The following is a 24630-nucleotide window of genomic DNA, read 5'->3' on the forward strand; positions in this document are numbered from 1 at the left end:
AGCATAAATCATAAAATTATTTGCAAATCAATATCTACAAGGCATAATACAAACAATCTATTAGAATTTGATTATTACAGAGCAATAAATCATAAGGAGCTATAATGAAAAAGATCGCCATAATGGCAATGTTAATCTCTTGCACATTAATATTGCAAGGCTGCGTTGCTGCTGTTATAGGAATTGGTGCAGGGGCTACGGCAAAAGTTGCCTCTGATCCTCGCACTACTGGTACCCAAGTTGATGATACAACGCTCAGTTCACGTATGGGGATAAAAATTAAAGACCATGGACCTTTGTTTATTGGTTCGCGTATTGTTTCGAGTGCTTATGGTGGTAATATCCTTTTGGTTGGACAAGCAAATAGTCAACAAGTTGAACAAGCAGAAAAGCTTGCTTATCAAGTTGACGGAGTAAAAAAAGTTTATAACCAAATTCGTATTGGGGAGCCCGTTGGGGCAGTAACTATTACTAATGATACTTGGATAACAACTCAAGTTAAATCTCGGTTAGTTTTAGATGCTAAAACAAAAGCTCGCAAAATTAAAGTGGTAACCGAAAATAGCGAAGTGTTTTTAATTGGAATGGTTACCCCAGAAGAAGGTAAAGCAGCAGCTGAAATTGCAAGTAAAGTCAGTGGTGTAAAAAAAGTCATTACACTTTACACTTATACTGAAAATTAACGGTAACTATATAAAAGACAGGGGGCGCATTAGCCCCTTTTTTATGCAACCGATTTTATGCGCTCAATTAATTTAGCAAGCCCTTGCAAACGTGATTGGCTTAGCTCATCAGAAATTTTTAACTGACTTAATAGGGATTGAAAATCGATAGCTGCAATTTCTTGTGCTGTTTTGTGATTGGCAATGATGATTAAAATGGCCAACAAGCCTTTGACGATCCTTCCCTCACTATCACCTTGAAAAATATACTTATTATCTTGTTGTTTTTGATAAGTTAGCCATACACGGTTTTCGCATCCGTGGACTTGGTTCTGCTCAGTTTTTTCATTTTCAGGGAAATCAGGTAATTGCTTTGCTAGCATTACTAATTGTCGATAACGATCTTGCCAAGTACGTTGCTTTGCAAATAATTCGGTTAAGCTTTGCTGTGATAGCATAATATTGACCTATTTACGGTTAACTGCTTGTAAAAAAGTTTCAGGAAACTATACGTTTCAGTATAAAATCACACTAATATTTCAATTGCATTTTGCAACTCTGAAATAAATTTATCCACATCTTGCTGATTATTATATGGCATCAATGAAACACGAACCGCTCCGTGGCATCCTAATTTATTCATCAAAGGCTGGGCACAAAGCTCACCAGTGCGGATCGCAATATTTTGTTCACTTAATAAGATAGCAATATCATTATGATGAATCTCATTGATATTAAACGTAATAATCGGGCTACTATCCACACTATAAAATTGAATATCCGCAAATTGGTTTAGTTGTGATTTTGCGTAGTCAGCGAGTCGCTTTGTGTAGTTTTCTGCTTGCTGCTTATTATCCCAACTTTTTAACCATTCAAGTGTTGCGTTAAAGCCAAGAATGCCAGCAATATTGGGTGTGCCTGCTTCAAATTTATAGGGAAGATCTTCAGGAATAAAATCATCAAATGAAGCGCTTTTTAGCATTTTTCCGCCACCATGCCAAACCGACATTTGTTCAAGTAAGGACTTTTTACCATATAAAACACCAAGACCCGTTGGTCCATACAATTTATGGGCTGAAAAAGCATAAAAATCGATATTTAATTGCTGGACATCAAGCGCATGATGAACAATGCCTTGCGCACCATCAACAACTAAAACCGCATTATGTTGATGAACAATGTGGCTAATTGTAGCTAAATCAGGGCAAAAACCCGTTACATTCGACATTTGCGTTATTGCAACAATTCTTGTTTTAGCAGACATTAATAAAGATAGCTCATTAACATCTGACGACCATTGAATGACTTTAGCGCCTGTTTGCTCCGCAACAATCAACCAAGGCAATAAATTGCTATGATGCTCCAACTCGCTCACAATAATTTCATCGCCAGATTGTAGTAACGGACGAGCGTAACTTTGCGCAATTAAATTAAATGACTCAGTCGCACCACGAGTCCAAATAATTTCAGTGCTACTTTGAGCGTGAATTAAATTAGCAACATTTTGTCTTGCTTTATCAATCGTTGCGGTGACTTGCAGTGCGGTATTATACAAACTACGCTGGGCTGTTGCGGTATTTTCTAAATAGTAGGCAAGCGTTGCATCAACCATCACTTGTGGTTTAAGTGCGGTTGCTGCCGAATCAAGATAGACACTTTCACTATTAAGCGCAGGAAAATCCGCCCTAAATTGCTCAGGCACAAAATGCTTATTGGGTAAGTTCAAGTCCGGCAATACCATTCCAGTAACCATTACAATCTCGTTTATGTTCAATTTGTAGCGGATTTAATCCATCTTCATTAGCTTTGAACCGTTTGACAATATCGAGCGTTTCAAGACCAAGTGGTGAAATTCTAACAATATCCACTAATCCTTTCATCTCTTTAAGATTATTGCCTAAGTTATAACAATAACCACTTTGAGTCTGAATACCGTTTAACACAAATACTTTTTGCTGTTCTTGCGAGAACACTTCACGCCCAGCGGGATAATTAATGCAACATGTTTCACATTTATCTTTAGGCTTGTCTTCTGATCTAGCGGTAAAACAACGCGCTGAATAAGCTAAAGGTAAATAACCATAACTGAATATTTCAACTTCAAAATTTCGCTTAATATTTAAATTTTCAAATTGATTAAGTACATTGGTTAACCAGTCACGAGAAAGCTCAACTGGCATACACCAACGCACCATCCCTTGTTTTTGTAATAATTTTAAAGTTAATGCGTTATAACAGTTAATAGCAGGGCCTGCAACAAATGGTAATTTATGCTCTTGCGCAATATTAATGGCAGCTAAATCATTTGCTTCGACTAAAAAATCGCCGTTATTAACTAATTGTCGTAAATCGTTTAATTCTGATGGCGCTTCAAGTAATGCTAGGGTTGAAAGCACTACTTGTTTACCCGATTTAGCAATTTCTTTTGCCAGTTCAATCCAATTGGCAACTTTCATTTCACGGCGTTTGGTACATACTGTTTCGCCCATATAAATAATATCCGCTTGACTCTCTCTAGCGGCGTAATAGAACGCTTCTGTTGTGGTTTTAGGCCAATAATAAAGCACTGGTCCTAATGCGTATTTCATAGTTTTGCTCACAATATTGTTTATATTAAATGAATTAAATTATTAAAGATAATACCTTATCACCTGTATTTATTTACAAAAAACAGAAGATATAAAAAGCGAAATATTACATTTAAAATGTATATTTTTTAATTATTTGTTTTAATAAAAAAATTAAATTATTGCCATTTACGGTGATAAGCGCCTAATGTTGTCTGTGTTCCCTCTGAAACTGATCCAAGCGTATCCATCCAGCTTTTTTCTGTTTGGAATGATTGCGGATTGGCTTTATAGCGATCGATGGCTTGTCGCCATACTTTGGTTACTTGTTCAACATAAGCAGGGCTACGCTGACGCCCCTCAATTTTAACCGAGGCAATATTAGCAGCAAATAGTTCAGGTAATAGCTCAATGGTATTTAAGCTGGTTGGCTCCTCGATTGGATGATAAAGCTTATCGCCAACAAAATAACGCCCTTTGCATAGCGTTGGGTAACCCGCATTTTCACCTTTTTTATGGCAATCAATTAACACATTATTGAGTCGTGACTCAAGCCCTTTTTCGGTCTCTTCCCAGCGAACAAATTTAGCTGGCGAACAAGCCCCAACTGTATTGGGTGATTCACCAGTTAAATAGGATGATAAATAACAACGTCCTTCCGCCATAATGCACAGGCTGCCGAAAGCAAATACTTCTAGCGGAACAGGAGAAACTTGTGATAGTTGTTTAACTTGATGCATCGAAAGTACACGCGGTAACACAATACGATGTACCTGAAAGTTGTTATAGTAAAACTTAATCGATTCTTCATTGGTTGAAGACGCTTGCACAGAAACATGACGCTCAAGATCAGGGTACTTTCCAGCCGCATAATCAAGCATGGCAAGATCAGCAATAATTAACGCATCAGCACCAATATTTGCAGCTGTATCGACAGCATGTTGCCAACGTTGGAAATTTTCAGGATGAGCAAAAGTATTAATGGCAATATGTAACTTTTTACCGCGTTTATGTACATAATCTGAAGCTTCTAACAACCGTTTTTCATTAAAATTTAAACCAGCAAAATGGCGGGCATTGGTATCATCTTTCAAACCAATATAAACGGCATCAGCACCATGATCGATTGCTACTTTAAGAGCGGGCAACGATCCAGCTGGACAAAGAAGTTCCATAATTATTCCTAACTTAATTTCGGTAATTTATACGCTGTGTATTATGCAATAATTTCGAGAGTAATGCGAATAGAAAGCGGTTATTCTGCTTAATAAATGGGTAAGGCTTTGTTTATCGCCTTTATCAGCGATATATTTTGGCGCCGAATAAGGTATGGCGTCAGCATTTGGGTGTAATCTAGAAAAATAAAATCAGTATTTTTCCTGACCTGTTTTTTAAGTGAAAAAATATCTTATTTTTAGCCATCTAACGCCATACGTGGCGTTGTAAAATATTGGGCACAAATCTCCTAAATCGGGCAATATCATCAATGGCTTATTTTTTATGCGAAAACCAAACACTCGAAACAAAGCCATTTTAAAACAACAAAATAAATAAAAAATAGAGAGAAAACATTACCTGCTGATTTTTACAATAAAAATTGAGCTTGTTTTATTAAAAATTTTTACGATTTTTTATCAAGATCAATTAAATCTATTTTTGTCATCAATGCAGGTATAGTCTGGTAATAAGGTTGTAAAACCTTTATACTATACTCCAATTTTTAGTAAGGCTAATTGCTTTGCTAAATCAACCCGTTCTTTAACATCATCAATTGGAAGAAAATTATGCATCCGATGCTGAATATCGCTATCCGTGCTGCTCGTAAAGCAGGGAATGTTGCCATTAAGGCTTATGAAAACCCAAGTTCAATCGAGATTGAAGCCAAAGGCACTAATGATTTTGCTACTAATGCTGATCGTGCAGCTGAAGCTTTGATTATTGAGACAATCAAAAAAGCTTACCCTGATCATACTATTATTGCTGAAGAAAGTGGTTTGGCGAAAGGGAATGATGCTGATACACAGTGGATAATCGATCCAATTGATGGTACGACTAATTTTATCAAAAATATTCCGCATTTTGCTGTGTCAATCGCTGCCCGAGTTAAAGGTAAAACCGAAATTGCTGTGGTTTATAACCCAATGAGTAATGAGCTGTTTACCGCCGCTCGTGGTAAAGGTGCTCAGCTTAATGGTTATCGTATTCGTGTTAGTAATGCCAAGGGTTTGGAGGGAAGTGTGCTTGCTACTGCGCTCCCATTTAAAGCGAAACAATACAGCGATAGTTATTTTACTGTTTTACAAAAATTGTTTGTTAAATGCGGTGATTTTCGCCGTGCTGGCTCGGCTGCGTTAGATCTTGCTTATGTTGCTGCTGGTCGTTTAGATGGTTTTTTTGAAATTGGCCTAAAACCGTGGGATATCGCAGCTGGTGAGCTTATTTTGCGCGAAGCTGGTGGGGTTGTTACTGATTTTGCTGGCGGTAATAACTATATGGTTTCTGGTAATATTGTGGCGGGTAACCCTCGTGTTGTTAAAGATTTATTGGTTTCTACCCAAAACGAATGGCCAGAAAATCTTCGTAATTAACCTTCCTTTTTTTCCTAAGGCAGGGTTAATCTTACCCTGCTGTTTTATGCTTATTTTCGTGAACCCTTTTTTATTTTGGGTATATACTAATTGCCAACAACATAAATAATAAGTGGGGGATGCTTTGAATGAAAACTGTCCAATACAATTTTATTGTCGAAGAAATGAGCTGTGCATCTTGCGTTGGGCGCGTTGAGAAGGCAATCAAGAAAGTAGATGGAGTGATTGATGTTAGTGTTAACCTTGCTACCGAAATAGCAATGGTTAATGCTAATGCTTCTGTTAAGCTGGAAGCATTAATGTCGGCAGTGGATAAAGCTGGTTATCATGCGGTTGAAATTACCGAATCAACGGATAATCAAAGAAAATCTAAAAGGCAATCATCTATATATCCAATTATTGTTGCTATTATTTTTGCCATTCCTTTTGTCTTCCCTATGTTATTAGCTTTGTTTGGTTTGAATTTGATGATGCCTGCTTGGTTGCAATTGGTTATTGCATCTATAGTGCAATTTGGTTTGGGGGCAAAATTTTATCGAAGTGCTTTTAATGCGGTTAAAGCGTTGTCAGGCAATATGGATTTACTGGTTGCTATCGGCACGAGTGCGGCGTATGGGCTTTCAGTTTATCAATTTATAACGGGAAATACTGAACATCTTTATTTTGAGTCTTCAGTGGTGATTATCACCTTAATTTTGGTGGGAAAATGGCTAGAGTCAAGCGCTAAACATCAGACCACACAAGCGATTGAAGCACTTTGTGCTTTAAGGCCGGATATCGCCTTAGTTAGGCGAGGTGATCAGGAAGTAAGTTTACCAATAAGCCAAGTTAAAGTTGGTGATATTGTTATTGTTAAACCTGGTGATCGTATCGCGGTTGATGGCATTGTGATAGAAGGTCAATCAAGTAGCGATGAGTCGATGTTAACTGGTGAGAGTTTGCCTGTCAATAAAATGGTTAACGATGTGGTTACTGGTGGCACGATTAACGGTGAAGGATTATTGATTGTTAAAGCGACCGCCATTCAGGCCGACTCAACACTATCGAAGATTATCGGAATGGTTGAATCAGCTCAGGAAAAAAAAGCGCCGATTCAACGCATTGTTGATCGCATTAGTGCGATTTTTGTACCGATGATTTTATTAATTGCACTTGTTACGTTATTGGTGTGGGGAATAATATCGCATGATTGGCAACAAGCATTACTTTATTGTATTGCGGTGTTAGTGATTGCTTGCCCATGTGCTTTAGGGTTGGCAACGCCAACAGCCATTATGGTTGGTACTGGAGTAGCTGCTCGTCATGGTATTTTATTTAAAGATGCCGAAGCATTAGAAACACTGCACAGTATTAATACGGTCGCATTTGATAAAACAGGTACTTTAACCATGGGCAAACCTGAATTAGTCGAAATGGATATTATAAGTAGCGAGACGCCTGAGCAAATTTTGTCGATTGCTGCGTCATTACAAGCGGGTAGTGAGCATCCACTTGCTAAGGCGATTTTAAGTAAAGCAGGGCAGTTTCGTTATGCGCAAAATATGACTTCAGTAACAGGTTCAGGTGTAATGGCTACCCTTGATAATACCGAATATTATTTAGGAAGTTTGCGTTGGATGAAGTCATTAAACGCTTATGTTATGAATATGGATGATAAAATTAGCGAATTAACTAACAAAGGTTATACCGTTTCATTTTTAGCTAAACAACAGTTAGAAGGCAATGTGGTGATTTTGGCGATATTAGGCTTTGCTGATATGATTAAAGATGAAGCAAAAAGTGCAATTGATGCGCTTCATCAACTACATGTTAATACGGTAATGTTAACTGGTGATAATCAGAAAGCAGCAAATTATGTCGGTGATCAGTTAGCTATTGATCGAGTTATTGCTGAAGTATTGCCTCAAGACAAAGCAAATTATATCTATCAATTACAGAAAGAAAGCTATACACAAGCCAATAATCAAGTGGCTATGGTCGGGGATGGTATTAATGATGCGCCCGCTTTAGCTGCTGCCGATATCGGTATTGCTATGGGAACGGGCACCGATGTGGCAATGCATGCAGCAAGTATTACGTTGATGCGAGGCAATTTATTTTTAATCGCTGATGCGATTGATATTTCGCGTCGAACTTATAATAAAATCAGGCAGAATTTATTCTGGGCGTTTGTCTATAATTTGATTGGTATTCCATTAGCGGCGCTAGGTTATTTAAACCCAATGATTGCTGGCGCAGCGATGGCGTTAAGTAGTGTGAGTGTGGTTACCAATGCATTGTTACTCAAACGTTGGAAGGCCAAGAGCGGAAAATAAATCGTATAAAGTTGGTGGTAGCATAAGGAGGCTAATGGCCTCCTTTATTATTCGTTATCATTAATCAATTCAATAAATTCGTATAAATGTTGTTAAAATATTTTAGCTTATGTCTATGTTTAAGCATCAATACCGCAATAGGCTATTTGGCTTTTGTCAGTTGCTTACTCAGCTTTTTTAGGGTGATATTTATCTAACATCATATTGCTGAATTTATTGTTTGGATCTAACTGTGCTTTGAGCTTAAAAAAACGTGCTGCTTGTGGGTAGGCACGCTGAAACTGTTCAGCCGTGGCATGCAACTGATAAGGTAAATAATAGCTACCATTGTTTGCTAGTGCGGCGTCTATTAGTTCCCGAGTCCAGATGCCTACTTGTTTTTTGCTGTTTTCATCAGTTGCTTGCTGATAATAAATAACAAAAGCGAACACTTCAGTTTTAGCCCATGCTAGTAGCGAGCCACTATCTGGCTTAGCATGACGAATCGAAATATTGATGACATTAGCTTGATGTTTTTTCAAAATAGCAATGAGTTCTGGATAAAAATCATCAAATCGTTCTATTGGGATAAAATATTCTTCTAGTGCGTAACTTTTGTCTTTATTTGCAATAGGCTCTAAATTAGATACATCGTAACTTGCTTCATAGTTACGCCACATGACAGGTTGTTTTGTGTAATCAACTTCATCATATAATTTACGCAACTGTTTGCCCAAAGTTGATGAGGTGACGATTTTTATTTTTTGTTCCTGAGTCCGTGAGTATTGTGTATTAGGTTTTAACCTGTCTAAAATAGTTAATGGCTCTTGGGTTTGTTTAAATGTAACGGCGCGAACTGTTTCAAAATCAGGTGGATACATTACCGAGTTATGGAATATTGCACTTTTATCAGAACGAATATGTTGAGTAAAATACGAGTAATATTTTGTTATTGGCATGACTTCACTGAGGCGCTTAACTTTAACATTATCAACAAGTTGTAATGTGACTTCAGTAATAATTCCTAAACCGCCATAACCACCAATTGCGCCATAAAATATATTTGAGTTTTCTTTTGGGCTAGCGATGACTATTGAGCCGTCAGCCAGTACAATTTTGAATTTTTCTACTGATAGTATTATAGGGCCTTCCCCAATATAGCGACCATGCACATTAACACTGAGTGATCCACCAATGCTAAAATTGGCATAACTTTGCATAATTTTCACTGATAAGTTGTAAGGATCAATCAATTCTTGCACTTGGCGCCAGTTGGCACCTGATTCAATGGTTAAAAGTTTTTGTTCAGGATTAAAATCAATCACATGGTTAAGTTTTTTGGTATCTATCTGGATTGCCCCTGTTATTGCAGTTTGTCCACCCATGCTGTATTTGCCACCAGCTATACTGATTGGTCCAGAGGCGTTTTTAACCAGCTCAGCAACTTGTTGGGTGGATTCAGGCTGAACAATAGCCGCGACTTGTACTGGTGTCATGCCTGTCACATCATTGACAACAACAGCTTGCGTTTTTAATGGTAGTAACAGGCAAAGACAGCAGCTTAATAAATGTAATTTTTTCATCATAATTTAATATCTAATTGATATATAATCAAATAATTGATTCTATCTGATTACAAAGAATTCATCAACAAAGGTAAGGTCTAATGTTGTCAAATAGTGATAATAACCAAGATACATTTCATCTTTATAAATTTTTAAGCACATTTGAAAAACAGGTTCAGTATAATCTCCCGTTAAAATTACACTTAGACTTTCTTGAAAAGTTAGTGTTTTGATATCTTGCTTCGTATTAAGCTCTAATTCGGTGTAGTTATTATTAAGAATGTGCGTTAAGCTTGTCATGGCCAGTTTTTTTAACTTACTATGGATTAATTCAATATCTGTAGATTTTAGATAATCAGATAGAAGCATCATGATGATAAATCCTAATATTTTCTGATAATCATATTAACCTTAATTGCTGTTATTTAACTAAGCTATATTGGCTTTAACAAATATGATTATTTTAGCTAACCTTTTAAATATATTATTGTTTTGCGTATCAAACTTTATCGATAAAACCTATAAGCCATTATTGATGAGTTTGAAACCGATTTGTGCGCCTTTTCCTTGTTCTGTGACAAAAGCGCCCACCGCACAGATAAGCTGTTCATTATAGTAAACCATTGGGATTCGTGTTCGCATCCACGGTGGAATATGATGTTCTTGCCATAGTTTTTTTATCGCTCTTGAGCCTTTTCTATTAACAATCTGTAGTTGCCCTTGAGCATGAAATCGAACGGTCACTTGCTCATCTGCATGGGGTAAACGGCAAGGTAAAGGGGGTTGATAATTCACCTGTAATTGCCCCACATTATCAGGGAGTGTTAACGGCAACGTTAAATCCCAATTAAGCATTTGCGATTCAATGTTTTGGTATAATGGCAATAGATAAAGCTGGTTTTGATAACGACGGATTTGTTTGTTATGTAATATAAATTGGGGATTGGCATCTTCTTTAGCTAAAGCAACGGTTTGCCAAATTAAGGCGAGTTGCTGTTGGCTTGGCATGTTGATTTGTTGCGATCGAAACCACATGCGTAAAATGGCATTACGTTTATATTCTGAATAGCCAAATAATGGTGTTAAACACAATTGCCCTTGCTCGGTTGTGGCTTGTTTAAAATCAGCCAATAATAATTCATTAATTAATGCTTCTTGTTGCTGGCATAATTCAGCGCTGCGAGCCACCATTTGCGAAAAATGTGGCCAACGTTGGTTAAGGTGTGGTAATACCTTTAAGCGTAAAAAATTGCGGTCGTAGTGATCATCTTGGTTACTTTCATCTTCTATCCAGTTAAGCTGATGATGTTTAGCATAAGCTTCAATTTGTGCGCGTGTAATGGTTAGTAGTGGTCGAAGATGGTTTCCGTTTTCAATCGGCATTGCAGATAAGCCAGTTGGGCCACTGCCACGTTTTAGCGCTAAAAAAAAGGTTTCGCACTGATCATCAAGATGTTGTGCGGTGCACAAGGTTTCATCATGATGTAAATGGTGATAAATGGCTTGGTAGCGTGCATTTCTGGCTTGTTCTTCAATATTGCCTGCTTGTTGATCAAGTTTGACTTTTTCAATAATTAATGGCACTTGCCAAATTTGGCATTGTTGTTGACAATGTGCCGCCCAGTTATCAGCGTTTGCACTTAAACCATGATGAATATAAATTGCTCTAAGTTGTAGATGTGGTAACTGTTGCTTTAAATTGACTAATGCTTGCATTAATACGGTCGAATCGACGCCACCACTAAAGGCAACGAGTAGCGATTGTCGGCCATTTAGGTGTGGTAAAATAGTTTGTTCAACCATGCTGTCGATTTGTGTTTGGCTTTGATGGCTCATCTGCTATCCATTTCTACTAATTTATGCTTATTTATACCAAGCTTTGTAACGCATTCACTTTATTTTTATGTCGTTCGATTCTATCTAGGCCTGCGGCAAGATCAGCAATTAAGTCATCAGGATCCTCAAGACCAATATGTAATCGGATTAATGTACCTTTAAAATCAATCCCCGATACTGGACGTATTTTGGCAAGATCTTCAGGTTGATTAGCTAAAATTAATGATTCAAATCCGCCCCATGAATAAGCCATGGAAAAGTGGGTCATGTTATCTAAAAAATCAGATAATTGGACATCGCTTAAATGTTCTTGAAGGACAAATGAAAATAGACCACTGGCACCACTAAAATCGCGTTTAAAAAATTCATGCCCTTTGCAACTTTCTAATGCTGGATGATTGACGGTTGCCACTTTAGGATGATTGGCTAACCAATTTGCCACTTTTAAGCTGCTTTCGTGATGTTGCTTGAGCCTAATTGCTAGGGTTCGTAATCCACGCGTTGCCATATAGGCTGTATCGGCATCACACATCTGTCCCATTAAATAAGATCGTTCACGTAACTTATCCCAACAACGTTGGTTGGTAACCGCGGTACCTAACATGGCGTCTGAGTGACCAATTAAATATTTAGTGCCAGCTTGAATTGAGATATCAATGCCGTGCGCTAACGCTTTGAATAACACGCCGGCTCCCCAAGTGTTGTCCATCATAATGACGATTTCAGGATTCACACTGCGAATGGCTTTAACGATTGCTGGCACATCTTGGACTTCCATCGTAATTGAGCTTGGTGATTCTAAAAATACAACTTTAGTATTGGGTTTGATATATTTGATAATATCACTCCCCACTAGTGGCGAAAAGTAATCGGTTTCTACTCCAAAATCTTTTAATATATGTTCACAAAATTCTTGAGTAGGTTCATAACTGGCTTCAGATACAAGGATATGATCGCCATTTTTCACAAAAGCTAAAATGGCATTAGCAATTGCTGCGGCCCCACAAGGATAAAGGTAGCAACCTGCACCGCCTTCAATTTCGGTCATGGCTTCTTGTAGGGCAAAATGGGTTAATGTGCCACGGCGCCCATAGAATAGAGCCCCTTTTGCTCGATTTTCTGTGGCTTCTTTTTTGGCTTCTATTGAGTTAAAAACCAGCGATGAAGCTCGCTGAATAACAGAATTTACCGCTCCTTGGGTGTAGCGAGTTTTTCGACCAGCATGAACTAATTTTGTTTGTAAAGACATGACGCATCCTTAGTGATCTGATAAATTTCGATAACAGTTAGCATAGCATGCTGTTAAAATAGTAAAAAATAATTTTTGTTTAAACTGGCTTATCCAACATGTTAATTGCCCAACTTGCCCATTTAGATACAGCAGAAGTGAATTATTCACTACTGTCACCACAAGTCATTAATGATGCTCAATTATTAAATGGTGCACGGAAAAAACAGTTTTTAGTTTGTCGATCAATTTTAGCGAATTTACTTAAACAATATTGTCAAATTGCTAATTTGCCGATGATGATCATTGGCGATAATCGCCGTCCCTGCTTTTTAGCGCCGCATCTTCCTGATTTTAACATCAGCCATAGCCAAGATTGGGTCGCGGTTGCGATATCGTTAAATGGCAAGGTAGGGCTTGATATCGAAGTTGCTCGGCCGCGTCACAATTATGTAAATGTCGCCAAAAATTTTTTTGCTGATGAAGAATATCAATGGATGCTAAAACAAAGCGATACATTAACCGCCTTTTGGCAACTTTGGACATTAAAGGAATCTGCGCTGAAATTATATGCTAAAGGCGTTTGGCAAATAAGATCGGTAAAAGTAGATATTGAAAACCAGTTAATTAACGCCCCATTTGGACAGGACTTTTATTATCAGTATCAACAAATTGGCGATATTCATCTTTCTGTTAATTGCGATGTGCCGATTAGGCAATTGGTGGTGCAATCGTAAAGGCTAGAATGTTGCCACGAGGTTAGTATGGCAAATAGATATCATCATTGTTATACCTTAAATTTTATTTGATGGGCTATCCCAAAATGGACAAATATCACTTCTATGATATAAATAACAATCATAGAACAACTCATTATAGTCAAAACACTTAGTAGAGCTTAAACAATAGGTGGGGGATTATGCCTTATCTCATGCCCCTCTTTCATTAACTGAAAATCGCTAACCATTTTGGTGCACGTATAGTCGCATTAAGCTTAGTGCACGATATCAGGAATATAGGGCTATGATGTGTCAGAAAGAACGATAAATCGACATGGTAAAAAAATCAGTCAGAAAACCCATTGATTTTATTGAAGTTTTTATTTTTACCTATTTTAGACTCCAATATTACGCCAGAATTTGAAAAATATTTCAAGTTAGATAACGATAGTGGGTTTTTAATCTGCATCTTCAAAGTAATCGCCATCAATTTGTTTCATTTCATAAACCTGTCTCGTTGAAACACCCACATTGTAATCAATCATTAATTCAGCCAATCTAGCACCATTAATTAAAATGATTTTTACATCTAAATGTTTAACGTAATTGATTGCCTCACAGCTAAAATCAGAAGTCGTGATAAATACGCCTTTTTTGGCTCTTTCGCCTTGTAGCGCACCAGCAAACTTTTGTATATCAGGTCGGCCAACGGTTGCTTCCCACCTTTTAGCCTGTAGATAGATCATATCTAACCCTAGTTTATCTTCTTGGATGATGCCATCAATCCCGCCGTCTTTGGTTAAACGTGTTGCCTTTCCTGTATCATGGCGAGAGCCACCGTAACCCAATGCTAACATAACATCAACAACTAAACGTTCAAAGAACGCTGGTGAACAAGCTTTAATGCAATTAAGTAATTCTGCGGCTAATGTTTCTCGTATTTTTTGATAAGAAGAATCCATTAATTCTGTTGGTGTATTTTCATCCGTATTGACTTCAGTTTGTTTGGTTTGATTTTCTGATGAGTGCGATAGCTGTTTAAATGATAAAAATTCAGGAATATTTAATAACTCTTGATTGGTTAACTTAGTGGGATTAGTTTGTAACAACCTTGAGCCTTGCTCACTTATTTGCCAAATACCTCGCTGGGTATTATTAATCAACCCTGCTTTTTTAAGATACGTTTTCGCCCAGCCAATTCGATTTTCAATAATAGGTTGATTGCTATTGGGTAGTTCCTGACTCATCTCATCAGCGGTTAATTTAAATAACCGACTTAAGTGATTATAGGTTTCTCTCGCTGTGTGAGGTTTTCCATCAGATAACCATTTTAAAAGTGGTAACATCAATGTTTGATAATCAGGAATGGCCATTTACTCTCCTTAATAATAAGATATTCAAATAATACCTAAATTGAGCCAAAATAAATTGTTTCAAAGATTGTTGAATACGCATATTCAGCATTATTTTTACCTATCCATCATAGAATTTTCTCTTAATATGGTAAATAGTGTGAGTAAATCCGACAATTAATAACCCTAACTTATTTATCTTTTTAGATTAAATAAATGTCTTGTAAGATTTTTCTATTGCTGTTATCCAATTGATATTCTTGTGCGAGCCAATTATCAATCGTGCTATAACGTTGTTTGATTGCGTTAATGGCGGCGTTTAAGTACTCTTTTTTAGCCGCAAAAATCACTTTATGGTTTTCAAACTCTTCAGGCGTTACTTTATGTTTGTATTTACTTAATAGATTTTCTCGATAATCTGATAAAAGCTCTTCAGTCAATAAGTAATCTTGCATGATAGTTTCTTCACTCACACCTAAAGCAAATAACGTTAGCGCAGTGCCAACACCCGTGCGATCTTTACCTACGGCACAATGTTGTACTAATGGTTTTCCTTGTGCGTTAAGTAACGTTGATGCAAGTTTTTGATAGGCAAGATTATTAAAAGGAAGTAGCTGATAAAGTTTAATCATAAAATCAAATGGTGAGCTTTTTTTAAGCGTTAATGGATTATTTCCTATTTCACTTGTTAAACTTGCTGTGACGGTATCGTTTAAAGGGTTAGCGGGTACATTAATGTAATGAGTATTTTGCCATAATTTATCGGGATTCCGCGCAATTTCGTCATTATCGCGATAGTCCAAAATATAATGCAGATTTAATTCATCACATAAAAAATTTTGCTCTTCTGGTGTAATAAGTGAGAAGGCACCTGAACGGTATAACATGCCAGAGCGAATTTGGCGACCGTCGATTGTTTTAATACCGCCTAAATCGCGAAAATTAATTCCATTTTTTATTGGTACAATACAATTCATGACTAATCCTTATTTATGCTTAACTTTACTTGCCATATTAACATGTTTCTGATTAGAATTAATCCATTGTTTCCGATTCATAAATGATTAAGGTACTTACTATGTCAATGTTATCGATTTTGCTTTCTAATCAAGAGGCTCCAACCCAGTGGGGAAAAGACGCACTGCTGAGCTTCTCAGATAAAACTATTACTATTCACTATAAAGCTGAACGTCGTTTGGATATGATTCAACGTGCAGGGCGAAAGTTAGATAGCCAAGAAATCAATTCGGTTAAGTTAGTTGGCGAAGATTGGGATCTTGAAGCTTGTTGGCATTTTTTGTTAGGTTATCGTAATGCCAAAAAAAGCGCTGAAGTAATTGGACCAAAACTTGATACTAAAGACGAACAAGAATTGGGACATCGCTTAGCGATTATTGATTGGTGTCGGGATATTGTTAATGAGCAAGCCGAGACATTAAGCCCTGTTGAGTTAGCGGCAAGATCTGCTAATTTAATTAGTACTTACTCGTCTGATGTGGCTCATAGAATTATTTCAGGCGAAGCTTTAAAAGAACACAATTATACGGGGATCTATACGGTAGGTAAGGGATCGGACAGGCCTGCCGCTTTTCTTGAACTTGATTATAATCCGACTAAAAACCCTAAAGCGCCAATTGTTGCTTGTTTAGTCGGTAAAGGTATTACCTTTGATTCTGGTGGCTATAGCTTAAAACCAAGTAGCTTTATGGAATCAATGCGTGCTGATATGGGAGGCGCTGCACTAGTAACGGGCGCTTTAGCATTGGCAATTGCAAGAGGGTTAAATCAGCGTATCAAGCTTTATTTGTGTTGTGCCGATAATTTAGTGAGCGGTAATGCATTTAAATTAGGCGATATTATTCATTACCGTAACGGTAAAACGGTAGAAGTTAATAATACCGATGCTGAAGGACGACTTGTGTTAGCTGATGGTTTAATTTGTGCCGATAACGACAAACCGCATTATATTATTGACTGCGCAACCCTTACAGGTGCGGCAAAAATTGCGGTGGGTAATGATTATCAATCATTACTTACATTTGATGATAACTTTGCTAACCAATTGTTAGCTAGTAGCCATATTGAAAATGAAGCATTCTGGCGATTACCATTAGCAGAATTTCACCGTTCTCAATTCCCATCATCGTTTGCCGATATGGCAAACTCAGGATTGCCTAATACCGCAGGAGCCAGTACCGCTGCGGCCTTTTTATCACATTTCATTGAAAATTATCAGAAAAATTGGCTACATATCGATTGTTCAGCAACATTCCGTAAAAGCGCCACCGCCTTATGGGCTGCAGGGGCAACAGGAGTAGGGATTAGGACGGTTGCTAATTTGCTTAGTCACCTTAAATAATCTCTAAATTTATCAGAAAGCTAAAAAAGCCACTGTGAAAGTAACACCATTCAGTTAAGCTTTTTTAATCGAATAGAGTAACGGATTTTAGAACAACGAAAGCCCCTTTTTGGGGCGTTATATTTTGTCAGGCCAAAATATAACTTTTAACATTTTCTTGTATTTGCAGGAGTTTTTTAACTGATCAGTGTTAAGTTTTTAAAGGTGCTTTTTAATCAAGATATTATAACTATATGTTAAATTAAGATAAAAAAGTCATAGAATGCGAAATCTTGCACATAACTAAAAGTATAACGAGATAAATCAAATCAGATTTTAAGTATCGTTAAACATAATTACAAAACTCTAATTGCTCAGCGTTAATATTAGAAGCCCTTTCAGGGCTTCTACCAACCGCAAGCGGCTCTTAAAGGTTTTATAGCTTCATCAAGCCCAGTTATAGTAAATGTGGTATTGACAGGATTTTCGCTATACGGTGTTACTTGCACAAAATATTTGTTTTTTGTTTGTAGATTTTTCAGAAAATCAGTGATTTTTACAGATGTTTTATTATTAGAACCATGATAGAACATAGAGCTATGGTTGGTTGCAATTGACCATTTCATATTTGAAACGGCTTTCTCTGAATCAATTCTTGTCGTTGGATAAATTGTGTTAGAACCCAAGAAAGTATCAAACCCAATATACATTTCAGTTATCTTCTCTTTGCAGCGTATAACTAGGTAAGGAGTTTTTTCACCGTATCTCACTTGTATTGGCGTATCTGCATCAAGAGTTAGCATTACAGTCTTGCTATCGTCTATTGGTGATACATCTTCTGTAACAACCCATTTACCCATATTGTTTTCATCAGATTTTACCTCAACTTTTCTTTCAAAAAGAGAATCATAACAAGAGAGTCTTTGCTTGCTATCAGTCATAGATTTGCATGTGTCAATTTTTTTATCAAGCGAATCATTAGCTAATGCTAAAAAAGGGAATATAGATAAAATAAATAAAGTTTTTTTCATAATAAAATCCGATAACTTAAATGAAGTAAATATTAGTGCATATTTCTCACTAAATCAACGATAATGTATAGCTTTATAAAATTATATAAATCCAATATATCTATATTGTATTTTTTTAGCATTGAAATTAAGCCGACTAAATATAGTTGGATTTTTTTATTCATGCGTGAGTAATTTTATTTTGGTAATTCTAAACAGTCGCTATCAGGATATATGGATACAACTATTGCCACTCATAAAATTCATTGACCAACATTTACTTTATTTATTAGGAGCCGATAGCTTTTCAAAGCTTCATGGTGGTATACGTTTTTTACGCTTAGCCTTAAAATGAAGTTTTAGCTCACAATACCGCCGATACACGGTTATAATTCCACAGTGATTATAGAATAAAAATGGACAAATACCGCATCTATGATATAGCTAACAATCATAGGAGAACACAGTATGGCACAAAAAATTTAGTGCAGGATTAAAACAGCATGGGGTGAGTTATGCTTTATCTAATGTGCTTCTTTCATTAGCTGAAATCGCTAACCATTAACGTGAGCTAACCTTCTATTTCATATCGCCATAATCTGGTCATAGAATGGTTTTCTTTGTCATATTGAATAATTCTGCTGTATGCAAGAAAACGTTATATTTTCCTGATAAAAGAAAGCGCCCAAAAAGGCGCAGCATTCGTTGTTCTAAAAACGTTACCAGATTCTATTAAAAAAGCTTAGCTGAATGGTATTAAGTGTAAAAGTGGCTTTTTATTTCTTGAGCAAGTATTAATGTTTAATTGCTTTCAATAACCACAGCTTTTTTAATATAAATAGGCTCAACAGGTACGTTTTGATGAGGTCCCATACGTTTAGTTGGAACAGCGACGATTTTATCGGCAACGTCCATCCCTTTAATTACTTTACCGAATACGGCATAGCCATATTGTTCTGGTGATTGGTAATTAAGAAAATCATTATTGACAACGTTGATAAAAAATTGGCTAGTTGCACTGTTTATATCACTGGTTCTTGCCATTGCAATCGTGCCGCGCTCATTTTTTAAGCCATTATTCGCTTCATTTCTAATCGGTGGGTTATTGTCTTTGAATTTTAGTTGATCATCAGCTCCACCACCTTGAATCATAAAGCCAGGAATGACTCGGTGAAAAGTTAGATTTTCATAAAAACCACTATTAACATAATCAAGAAAGTTTTTCGTAGTGATCGGTGCGTGTTCGCTGTCTAATTCAAGTTCAATATCCCCCATGCTGGTTTGTAATAATACCTTGGTATCAGCTAAAGCAACGGTAGAAAATAAAGTGAGTAATGCTGTAATAAATAGCATTTTGATTTTTTCCATATATTAATTCCTTTATCCTGTGGAAGTTGGGTGATTATACTGGATATTTGATTATTATAAATAACTATTATGAAAAATTAGGTAATTTTTTGTGTTGTAACTCGCAGAAGTATTTTCTTGTATACAACGAAAGTAATATTCCTATTGTATTAATGTGTCTTGATAATTTCGAGTAGGTAAAGTGGCACTCTTATAACCAATTGTTGTTTGGGGTTGCTACCGTTTTATATTAACACTTTATATTACCTGAAAATTTTTTACAAACAGTTTATTAAATCTTATGCGATGTGTTTTGTGTGATATGCCTTTATTTTTGCCCCATCATGGCATTTGTTGTCAGTGTGTTAAAAATCTACCTAAATTTTATAAGGTTTGTCATCAGTGCTGTTTACCGCATTCTTTATCGACTGATATCTGTTATCGATGTCGTGCAAAGCAACCGCACTGGGATGAGTTGATAGCTGTGTCTGATTATATTAATCCATTAAAAAAATTGGTTCATCATTTTAAGTTCTACAGTAAAATTGAATTAAATATTGCATTGGCAAGATTAATGTTTTTGGCATGGTATCAACGACGAGAAGCAGGTGCTTTAATTAAACCTGATTTGGTGACTTGTGTGCCGTTACATCACATTCGCTACTGGTCTCGAGGTTTTAATCAAGCCGAGTTATTGGCAAAACCGATCGCTAGATGGCTAAATTGTGATTTTTACCCTCATTTGTTATCCCGTAAGCAAAATTTACGTGATCAAAAAAATCTATCACTTACCGAAAGAATTACGAATGTCGAAACACTTTTTATGTGCCGCCAACATCTCTCGCACAAATCGGTAATGCTTATTGATGATATTGTCACAACTGGTAATACAATTAATGCCATTAGCCAACAATTAAAAAAATGTGGTGCAACAAGTGTTCATGTTGTTTGTTTGTGCCGTACAGTATTGTAAAATCCTAAACAATCCCTATAATAACCAAGAAAGTTAGTCAACTATTATAATAAATGATGTTAGGTCTATTTGTACCTAATTACATTACTGTGAGGGGTTATGTCTATTATCACTATTTCTGAATCAGCTCAACAGCACTTTAAAAAATTGCTTGCTAATCAACCGGATGGAACACAAATTCGGGTGTTTGTTATGAACCCAGGCACACCAAGCGCAGAATGTGGGGTTTCATATTGTCCAGCTGATACAGTAGAAGATAGCGATATAGAAGAGAAATTTAATGATTTTTCAGTTTTTATCGATGATATTAGTGCACCATTTTTAGAAGAAACTGTCATTGATTATGTGACTGATGAGTTAGGCTCACAATTGACATTAAAAGCGCCAAACTCGAAAATGAAAAAGGTGGCTGATGATGCCCCATTAATTGAACGCGTTAATTATGTGATTCAAGCTCAAGTTAACCCACAATTGGCAAACCATGGCGGGCATGTGAGCTTAGTTGAATTGACAGAAGATAACTATGCCATATTGCAATTTGGTGGCGGTTGTAATGGTTGCTCAATGGTTGATTACACTTTAAAAGAAGGCATTGAGAAACAATTAATGGCAGAGTTTCCTGAACTGGCAGGTGTTAGAGATATTACAGAACACCAAGCTGGCGCCCATTCTTTTTGCTAAATTTGAAAGAAAATAATTTTTACTTAGACCTTGCTTATTGCTAGGATTAAGTCATAATCGGTTGATGTTTGCCATTTGACATTATGATGGGGTTTTATGAATCAAGTTAGTATTATTTCAGATCTTATCGTTTGGATTGAAAGGAATTTGGAACAACCATTATCTATTGATCATGTTGCACGAAAATCAGGTTATTCAAAATGGCACTTACAACGCATGTTTAAAGAAGTTACTGGTCAGGTTCTTGGTACTTATATTCGTCATCGCCGTTTAACTTATGCAGCGCTTGCTTTACGTATGACAAGTAAGCCTATTTTAGATATTGCAATGCAATATCGTTTTGATTCTCAGCAAACATTTACCCGATCTTTTAAAAAACAATTTAATGAAACCCCAGCAAGTTATCGTCGAGGAGAATTTTGGGATCCTACAGGGTTAACACCAGCTATTGAGCTAAATAAAAATCAGCTTTTATTGCCTGAGCCAAAATTTGTTAATATGCCAAAACAAACTTTTTGGGGAATTACCTATAAAAATAATTGTACATTAAGTCGATTGCTAGATGAAGAAATTAAACTCCGAGAGCAGTTTTTTAATAATTACTTATCTCGCTGTACACACAAAAATCAGAATCTACCCGATAAAATTTATGCATTTAATCAGATCTTAAAAAGTAAAGATAATGACAATGAGCGAGATCTTTTTTATACCATTGCCTTAGATCAGAATAATAATCTTGAGTACATAGAACAATTTGTAAGTGAGGGTGGTTTATATCTTTGTTTTAAATATATTGGCACTCCTGATGAGTTTAGTGATTTTATTTCGCAAGTTCATTTAGCCGCGATGCCAGCGTTAAAGGTACGTTTGCGCAGTTCCAGTTGTGTAATTGAAATTCATCATAATCATCATAATGACATTACTGAATCAATTAAGAATATTACACATATGGAGTGCGATTATTGTGTGCCGGTTGTGACAGAAAGTGAAGTCAATATCCAACCAAATTTATAGCAACTAATTTTGTTATAACAAGATCTAAAAAGCAGTAGATAGACATTGACCGATATATTTAGTTATCTGAGTTTAATAAAATATTTTCTAACCATTTTTTGAATTCTGGAGTTGCCTCTTTAAGGCTATTTGATCCCCTAGTTACTGTTGCAATCCCAATTTTAAGTTGCTCTTTGAGCTGGCGCTGATTGGTTGAACCATCAAGTAATGAATGTATAATTTTGACGCGAGTAATTAAAGCGTCGCGTTCATCAGCAGTCATTAATAACTTTAATATATCAAGTGAATAACCATCGTTAAATGCTTGGTGTAATATTCCAACGGTTTGTTTCCATTCTTTAGTTTTCATTGTAATCACCATTAATATTGTTGATTAAATTCATTGGGATTAAGAATATTGACATCTTTCTTTCCTAAGATTGTTTGATAAATATAATCATATACCAATACGTTTTTTACGTAGTTACGTGTTTCCGTAAACGGTATGCTTTCAATAAATGCGGCTGCGTCAAGTTTACCATTACTGTTATTAAGCCATTTTTTTACACGATTAGGCCCAGCATTATAAGCTGCTGAAGATAATATACGATTATTACTATTTTGTAGATAAACGGTATTTAGGTACGAAGTGCCTAATTCTATATTGGTTTTAGGATCAAACAATTGTGCCGATGAGACATAAGTCACTGTATCTACTTTTTTAGCTGTTTCTTTTGCTGTCGCTGGCATTAATTGCATTAACCCGCGAGCACCAGCTGGCGATTTAGCGGTGCTATTAAGGGCACTTTCTTGACGAGATATCGCTAAAGCATAAGAAAGCGGAATACTTTTATTTTTTAATGCTTTGTTATATAAATCTTTGTACATAATGGGTAAACGTTCCGTCCAGTTATTCCAAAGCTTGCCAACAATGGTTGCTTGAATGCTAAGATCCCCCCATCCTTTTTGTAAGGCATATTGAGATAATGCTAAGTATTCACTTTTATTTGTTTGGTGATTCAACATATAACGCCATTCGTTACTTAATTCTGATACCATACCAAAATAACGTAATTCGTTAATTCTTTTTACATAAGGTTGATTGTCATATTTGGCTTTTAATGTTGATATTTCTGCTTGTGTAATTTTTGGCGACTGGTTCTTAAGTAAATAAGGTTGGTTAAGTGTTTGTGCACTTATCATGCCATAAAATCCACGTTTGTTTGTGAGCGCTTGTAAAATTTTATTAGCTTCATTTTTTTGTTTATTATTGAGTAATACTCGAGCTTGCCAGTATTGCCATTCTTCTTTTAATTGATCTTCTGGTGATAATTGCGCTAGCCAATAGGCAATATCAGAAAAGTTATAGGCATCTATGGCAAGGCGGATACGCTTTTCGACCAATGCCGTATCATGGTATTTTGTAATATAGTTATCACGCCATTTTATTTGTTCACTAGTAGCGGAATCTTTAAAGTAGCTGTTGGCTAAACTCTTTTGTAATTCAGCTTGCTCTACTTCAGTTAACGCCTGCTGTTTAACTAATTTTGGCAATAACAATGCAGCTAAATTCATATCAGTTTTTACTAAGCGAGGGAATGATGCTAAGACTACTTTTTTAGTGAAGGTGCTAGCTTTAATATTTTTTGAAAAATCCTCTAACTTTTTGGGATTATCAAGTACAGCGAGCAAATTGATTTTAGTTGTTTTGTTGTTGTCATCAAGTAGGTTAGTTAGATGTTTGGCCAATTTTAAATTATTTGCTTCAATAGCAAGTTCAATGCGTAATAGTATTAAATTAGCTGTTCGTTTACCTGCTTGAGTCCAAGCGTTGATTAATGGATCACATGCAGAAGGAAGCTCTTTGCTAGTCTTCCAAAGTGATTCGATAGTACTGAAGGTAGCTTGGTTATTTCCTTGTTGTAGTAATGCATACTGATAGCGGCAATTAGAGAGAATAGAATTATCTTTTGGAAAAGAAATGATTGAATTCCAGTCTTGACGAGAACTTAGTTCTGTTAGATAAGATTGTATTAGTGAGTCTGTTAATGGAAAGTCCTTATATTGGTTAACAAAGTCACTTACCATTTCAGGTGAAACCAATTTGATATTTTTTTGAAAAAACTGTACAGCAGCATAAGGATATAATGGATAATTTTTTATGCTAGAAAGCAATATTTGTTGGTCTTCAAAATTAAGCGATTGATAGGAATTAAGCCATTTTTGATAATGTTCTCGTTGCTCCTTTTGCGACCTGTCTGCGTAAACACTACCTGTGTAAATACTACATGTATAAAGTAGACATATTATCAAAAAATAACGTAATACTAATTTCATCCCTTAACTCCTATATTAATTTAGTTCGTTAGATTAGCATATTCTGTTACGATTCGTCGATAATCAACTAACGGCTTAATTCCTACTAAAATACTCAACTAAATACTTGACTAAATTAAATGGATATATACAATAAAGCG

Annotated in this window: 22 protein-coding genes; 8 read left to right on the forward strand and 14 right to left on the reverse strand. The window is 36.1% G+C overall.

The window, feature by feature from the left end; all coding sequences use genetic code 11:
- The first annotated feature begins 104 nt into the window (after nt 1-104).
- A complete protein-coding gene (gene dolP / locus A9G40_RS12155; RefSeq protein WP_065583251.1) occupies nt 105-683 on the forward strand; it encodes a division/outer membrane stress-associated lipid-binding lipoprotein in 579 nt (192 codons plus the stop codon).
- Between the two features lie 41 nt (nt 684-724).
- On the opposite strand, the gene csdE is transcribed toward dolP, so the two are convergent.
- The 4 genes from csdE to ubiU form a co-directional block, all read right to left on the reverse strand.
- Complete coding sequence (csdE, locus tag A9G40_RS12160) at nt 725-1120, reverse strand: cysteine desulfurase sulfur acceptor subunit CsdE (protein ID WP_065583252.1); 396 nt, start codon at nt 1118-1120, stop codon at nt 725-727.
- Between the two features lie 68 nt (nt 1121-1188).
- Entirely contained in the window at nt 1189-2403 is a 1215-nt protein-coding gene (csdA, locus tag A9G40_RS12165) for a cysteine desulfurase CsdA (RefSeq protein WP_065583253.1), read from the reverse strand.
- A complete protein-coding gene (locus tag A9G40_RS12170; protein ID WP_065583254.1) occupies nt 2372-3250 on the reverse strand; it encodes a U32 family peptidase in 879 nt (292 codons plus the stop codon). The genes csdA and A9G40_RS12170 overlap by 32 nt, the downstream gene beginning before the upstream one ends.
- Nucleotides 3251-3408: 158 nt before the next feature.
- Nucleotides 3409-4404: a ubiquinone anaerobic biosynthesis protein UbiU gene (gene ubiU / locus A9G40_RS12175; RefSeq protein ID WP_065583255.1), complete on the reverse strand. Its 996-nt coding sequence runs from the start codon at nt 4402-4404 to the stop codon at nt 3409-3411.
- A gap of 609 nt (nt 4405-5013) precedes the next feature.
- Here ubiU and suhB point away from each other — a divergent pair.
- Together suhB and A9G40_RS12185 are read left to right on the forward strand one after the other, a co-directional pair.
- Complete coding sequence (gene suhB, locus A9G40_RS12180) at nt 5014-5817, forward strand: inositol-1-monophosphatase (protein ID WP_065583256.1); 804 nt, start codon at nt 5014-5016, stop codon at nt 5815-5817.
- 128 nt (nt 5818-5945) lie between these two features.
- The gene (locus A9G40_RS12185; protein WP_065583257.1) at nt 5946-8132 is read left to right on the forward strand and encodes a heavy metal translocating P-type ATPase; all 2187 of its coding nucleotides are present in this window, start codon (nt 5946-5948) and stop codon (nt 8130-8132) included.
- Nucleotides 8133-8296: 164 nt separating this feature from the next.
- On the opposite strand, the gene A9G40_RS12190 is transcribed toward A9G40_RS12185, so the two are convergent.
- From A9G40_RS12190 to metC, 4 genes are all read right to left on the reverse strand, one after another.
- Nucleotides 8297-9697, reverse strand: coding sequence for an FAD-binding oxidoreductase (locus A9G40_RS12190; protein ID WP_141675265.1), 1401 nt, complete (start codon nt 9695-9697; stop codon nt 8297-8299).
- Nucleotides 9698-9736: 39 nt separating this feature from the next.
- Nucleotides 9737-10048, reverse strand: coding sequence for a hypothetical protein (locus A9G40_RS12195; protein WP_065583258.1), 312 nt, complete (start codon nt 10046-10048; stop codon nt 9737-9739).
- A gap of 147 nt (nt 10049-10195) precedes the next feature.
- Complete coding sequence (gene tilS / locus A9G40_RS12200) at nt 10196-11512, reverse strand: tRNA lysidine(34) synthetase TilS (protein ID WP_176700495.1); 1317 nt, start codon at nt 11510-11512, stop codon at nt 10196-10198.
- Nucleotides 11513-11543: 31 nt separating this feature from the next.
- The gene (gene metC, locus A9G40_RS12205) at nt 11544-12761 is read right to left on the reverse strand and encodes a cystathionine beta-lyase (RefSeq protein ID WP_065583259.1); all 1218 of its coding nucleotides are present in this window, start codon (nt 12759-12761) and stop codon (nt 11544-11546) included.
- 98 nt (nt 12762-12859) lie between these two features.
- On the opposite strand from metC, the gene A9G40_RS12210 reads away from it, so the two are divergent.
- Nucleotides 12860-13477 (forward strand): 4'-phosphopantetheinyl transferase family protein, encoded by a 618-nt coding sequence (locus A9G40_RS12210; protein WP_065583260.1) that lies wholly within the window; start codon nt 12860-12862, stop codon nt 13475-13477.
- 440 nt (nt 13478-13917) lie between these two features.
- Here the strand turns inward: A9G40_RS12210 and A9G40_RS12215 are convergent, their stop codons facing one another.
- Nucleotides 13918-14832, reverse strand: a complete 915-nt coding sequence (locus A9G40_RS12215; RefSeq protein WP_065583261.1) for a restriction endonuclease — start codon at nt 14830-14832, stop codon at nt 13918-13920.
- A 182-nt stretch (nt 14833-15014) separates the two neighbouring features.
- Entirely contained in the window at nt 15015-15788 is a 774-nt protein-coding gene (locus A9G40_RS12220; RefSeq protein WP_065583262.1) for a tyrosine-protein phosphatase, read from the reverse strand.
- A gap of 83 nt (nt 15789-15871) precedes the next feature.
- On the opposite strand from A9G40_RS12220, the gene pepB reads away from it, so the two are divergent.
- Entirely contained in the window at nt 15872-17170 is a 1299-nt protein-coding gene (pepB, locus tag A9G40_RS12225; RefSeq protein WP_065583263.1) for an aminopeptidase PepB, read from the forward strand.
- Nucleotides 17171-17556: 386 nt separating this feature from the next.
- Here the strand turns inward: pepB and A9G40_RS12230 are convergent, their stop codons facing one another.
- Nucleotides 17557-18180 (reverse strand): type VI secretion system-associated protein TagO, encoded by a 624-nt coding sequence (locus A9G40_RS12230; protein ID WP_065567171.1) that lies wholly within the window; start codon nt 18178-18180, stop codon nt 17557-17559.
- Between the two features lie 780 nt (nt 18181-18960).
- The gene (locus A9G40_RS12235; protein ID WP_065583264.1) at nt 18961-19527 is read right to left on the reverse strand and encodes a peptidylprolyl isomerase; all 567 of its coding nucleotides are present in this window, start codon (nt 19525-19527) and stop codon (nt 18961-18963) included.
- A gap of 301 nt (nt 19528-19828) precedes the next feature.
- On the opposite strand from A9G40_RS12235, the gene A9G40_RS12240 reads away from it, so the two are divergent.
- The 3 genes from A9G40_RS12240 (at nt 19829) to robA (ending at nt 22174) form a co-directional block, all read left to right on the forward strand.
- Nucleotides 19829-20479, forward strand: coding sequence for a phosphoribosyltransferase family protein (locus tag A9G40_RS12240; RefSeq protein WP_176700496.1), 651 nt, complete (start codon nt 19829-19831; stop codon nt 20477-20479).
- Between the two features lie 105 nt (nt 20480-20584).
- Nucleotides 20585-21160 (forward strand): Fe-S biogenesis protein NfuA, encoded by a 576-nt coding sequence (gene nfuA, locus A9G40_RS12245; protein ID WP_065579554.1) that lies wholly within the window; start codon nt 20585-20587, stop codon nt 21158-21160.
- Between the two features lie 96 nt (nt 21161-21256).
- Nucleotides 21257-22174, forward strand: a complete 918-nt coding sequence (gene robA / locus A9G40_RS12250) for an MDR efflux pump AcrAB transcriptional activator RobA (RefSeq protein ID WP_065583266.1) — start codon at nt 21257-21259, stop codon at nt 22172-22174.
- Nucleotides 22175-22232: 58 nt separating this feature from the next.
- Here robA and trpR read toward each other — a convergent pair whose 3' ends face one another.
- Complete coding sequence (trpR, locus tag A9G40_RS12255; RefSeq protein ID WP_218057753.1) at nt 22233-22523, reverse strand: trp operon repressor; 291 nt, start codon at nt 22521-22523, stop codon at nt 22233-22235.
- Between the two features lie 11 nt (nt 22524-22534).
- On the reverse strand, nt 22535-24490 hold the full coding sequence (sltY, locus tag A9G40_RS12260) for a murein transglycosylase (protein WP_065583268.1): 1956 nt from the start codon (nt 24488-24490) through the stop codon (nt 22535-22537).
- Between the last annotated feature and the right edge of the window lie 140 nt (nt 24491-24630).

Origin of the sequence: Gilliamella sp. Nev3-1 (assembly GCF_001690435.1) — a bacterium.
Taxonomy (GTDB): domain Bacteria; phylum Pseudomonadota; class Gammaproteobacteria; order Enterobacterales; family Orbaceae; genus Gilliamella; species Gilliamella apicola_C.

What these genes read in the sequence shown, in the direction of transcription:
- A9G40_RS12235 (WP_065583264.1), bottom strand. Translation starts at nt 19,527, where the DNA reads ATGGAAAAAATCAAAATGCTATTTATTACAGCATTACTCACTTTATTT.
- A9G40_RS12190 (WP_141675265.1), bottom strand. Translation starts at nt 9,697, where the DNA reads ATGATGAAAAAATTACATTTATTAAGCTGCTGTCTTTGCCTGTTACTA.
- A9G40_RS12240 (WP_176700496.1), top strand. Translation starts at nt 19,829, where the DNA reads ATGCCTTTATTTTTGCCCCATCATGGCATTTGTTGTCAGTGTGTTAAA.
- trpR (WP_218057753.1), bottom strand. Translation starts at nt 22,523, where the DNA reads ATGAAAACTAAAGAATGGAAACAAACCGTTGGAATATTACACCAAGCA.
- tilS (WP_176700495.1), bottom strand. Translation starts at nt 11,512, where the DNA reads ATGAGCCATCAAAGCCAAACACAAATCGACAGCATGGTTGAACAAACT.
- robA (WP_065583266.1), top strand. Translation starts at nt 21,257, where the DNA reads ATGAATCAAGTTAGTATTATTTCAGATCTTATCGTTTGGATTGAAAGG.
- A9G40_RS12185 (WP_065583257.1), top strand. Translation starts at nt 5,946, where the DNA reads ATGAAAACTGTCCAATACAATTTTATTGTCGAAGAAATGAGCTGTGCA.
- ubiU (WP_065583255.1), bottom strand. Translation starts at nt 4,404, where the DNA reads ATGGAACTTCTTTGTCCAGCTGGATCGTTGCCCGCTCTTAAAGTAGCA.
- A9G40_RS12210 (WP_065583260.1), top strand. Translation starts at nt 12,860, where the DNA reads ATGTTAATTGCCCAACTTGCCCATTTAGATACAGCAGAAGTGAATTAT.
- pepB (WP_065583263.1), top strand. Translation starts at nt 15,872, where the DNA reads ATGATTAAGGTACTTACTATGTCAATGTTATCGATTTTGCTTTCTAAT.
- A9G40_RS12220 (WP_065583262.1), bottom strand. Translation starts at nt 15,788, where the DNA reads ATGAATTGTATTGTACCAATAAAAAATGGAATTAATTTTCGCGATTTA.
- suhB (WP_065583256.1), top strand. Translation starts at nt 5,014, where the DNA reads ATGCATCCGATGCTGAATATCGCTATCCGTGCTGCTCGTAAAGCAGGG.
- A9G40_RS12170 (WP_065583254.1), bottom strand. Translation starts at nt 3,250, where the DNA reads ATGAAATACGCATTAGGACCAGTGCTTTATTATTGGCCTAAAACCACA.
- A9G40_RS12230 (WP_065567171.1), bottom strand. Translation starts at nt 18,180, where the DNA reads ATGAAAAAAACTTTATTTATTTTATCTATATTCCCTTTTTTAGCATTA.
- csdA (WP_065583253.1), bottom strand. Translation starts at nt 2,403, where the DNA reads ATGGTATTGCCGGACTTGAACTTACCCAATAAGCATTTTGTGCCTGAG.
- A9G40_RS12195 (WP_065583258.1), bottom strand. Translation starts at nt 10,048, where the DNA reads ATGATGCTTCTATCTGATTATCTAAAATCTACAGATATTGAATTAATC.
- sltY (WP_065583268.1), bottom strand. Translation starts at nt 24,490, where the DNA reads ATGAAATTAGTATTACGTTATTTTTTGATAATATGTCTACTTTATACA.
- dolP (WP_065583251.1), top strand. Translation starts at nt 105, where the DNA reads ATGAAAAAGATCGCCATAATGGCAATGTTAATCTCTTGCACATTAATA.
- A9G40_RS12215 (WP_065583261.1), bottom strand. Translation starts at nt 14,832, where the DNA reads ATGGCCATTCCTGATTATCAAACATTGATGTTACCACTTTTAAAATGG.
- metC (WP_065583259.1), bottom strand. Translation starts at nt 12,761, where the DNA reads ATGTCTTTACAAACAAAATTAGTTCATGCTGGTCGAAAAACTCGCTAC.
- csdE (WP_065583252.1), bottom strand. Translation starts at nt 1,120, where the DNA reads ATGCTATCACAGCAAAGCTTAACCGAATTATTTGCAAAGCAACGTACT.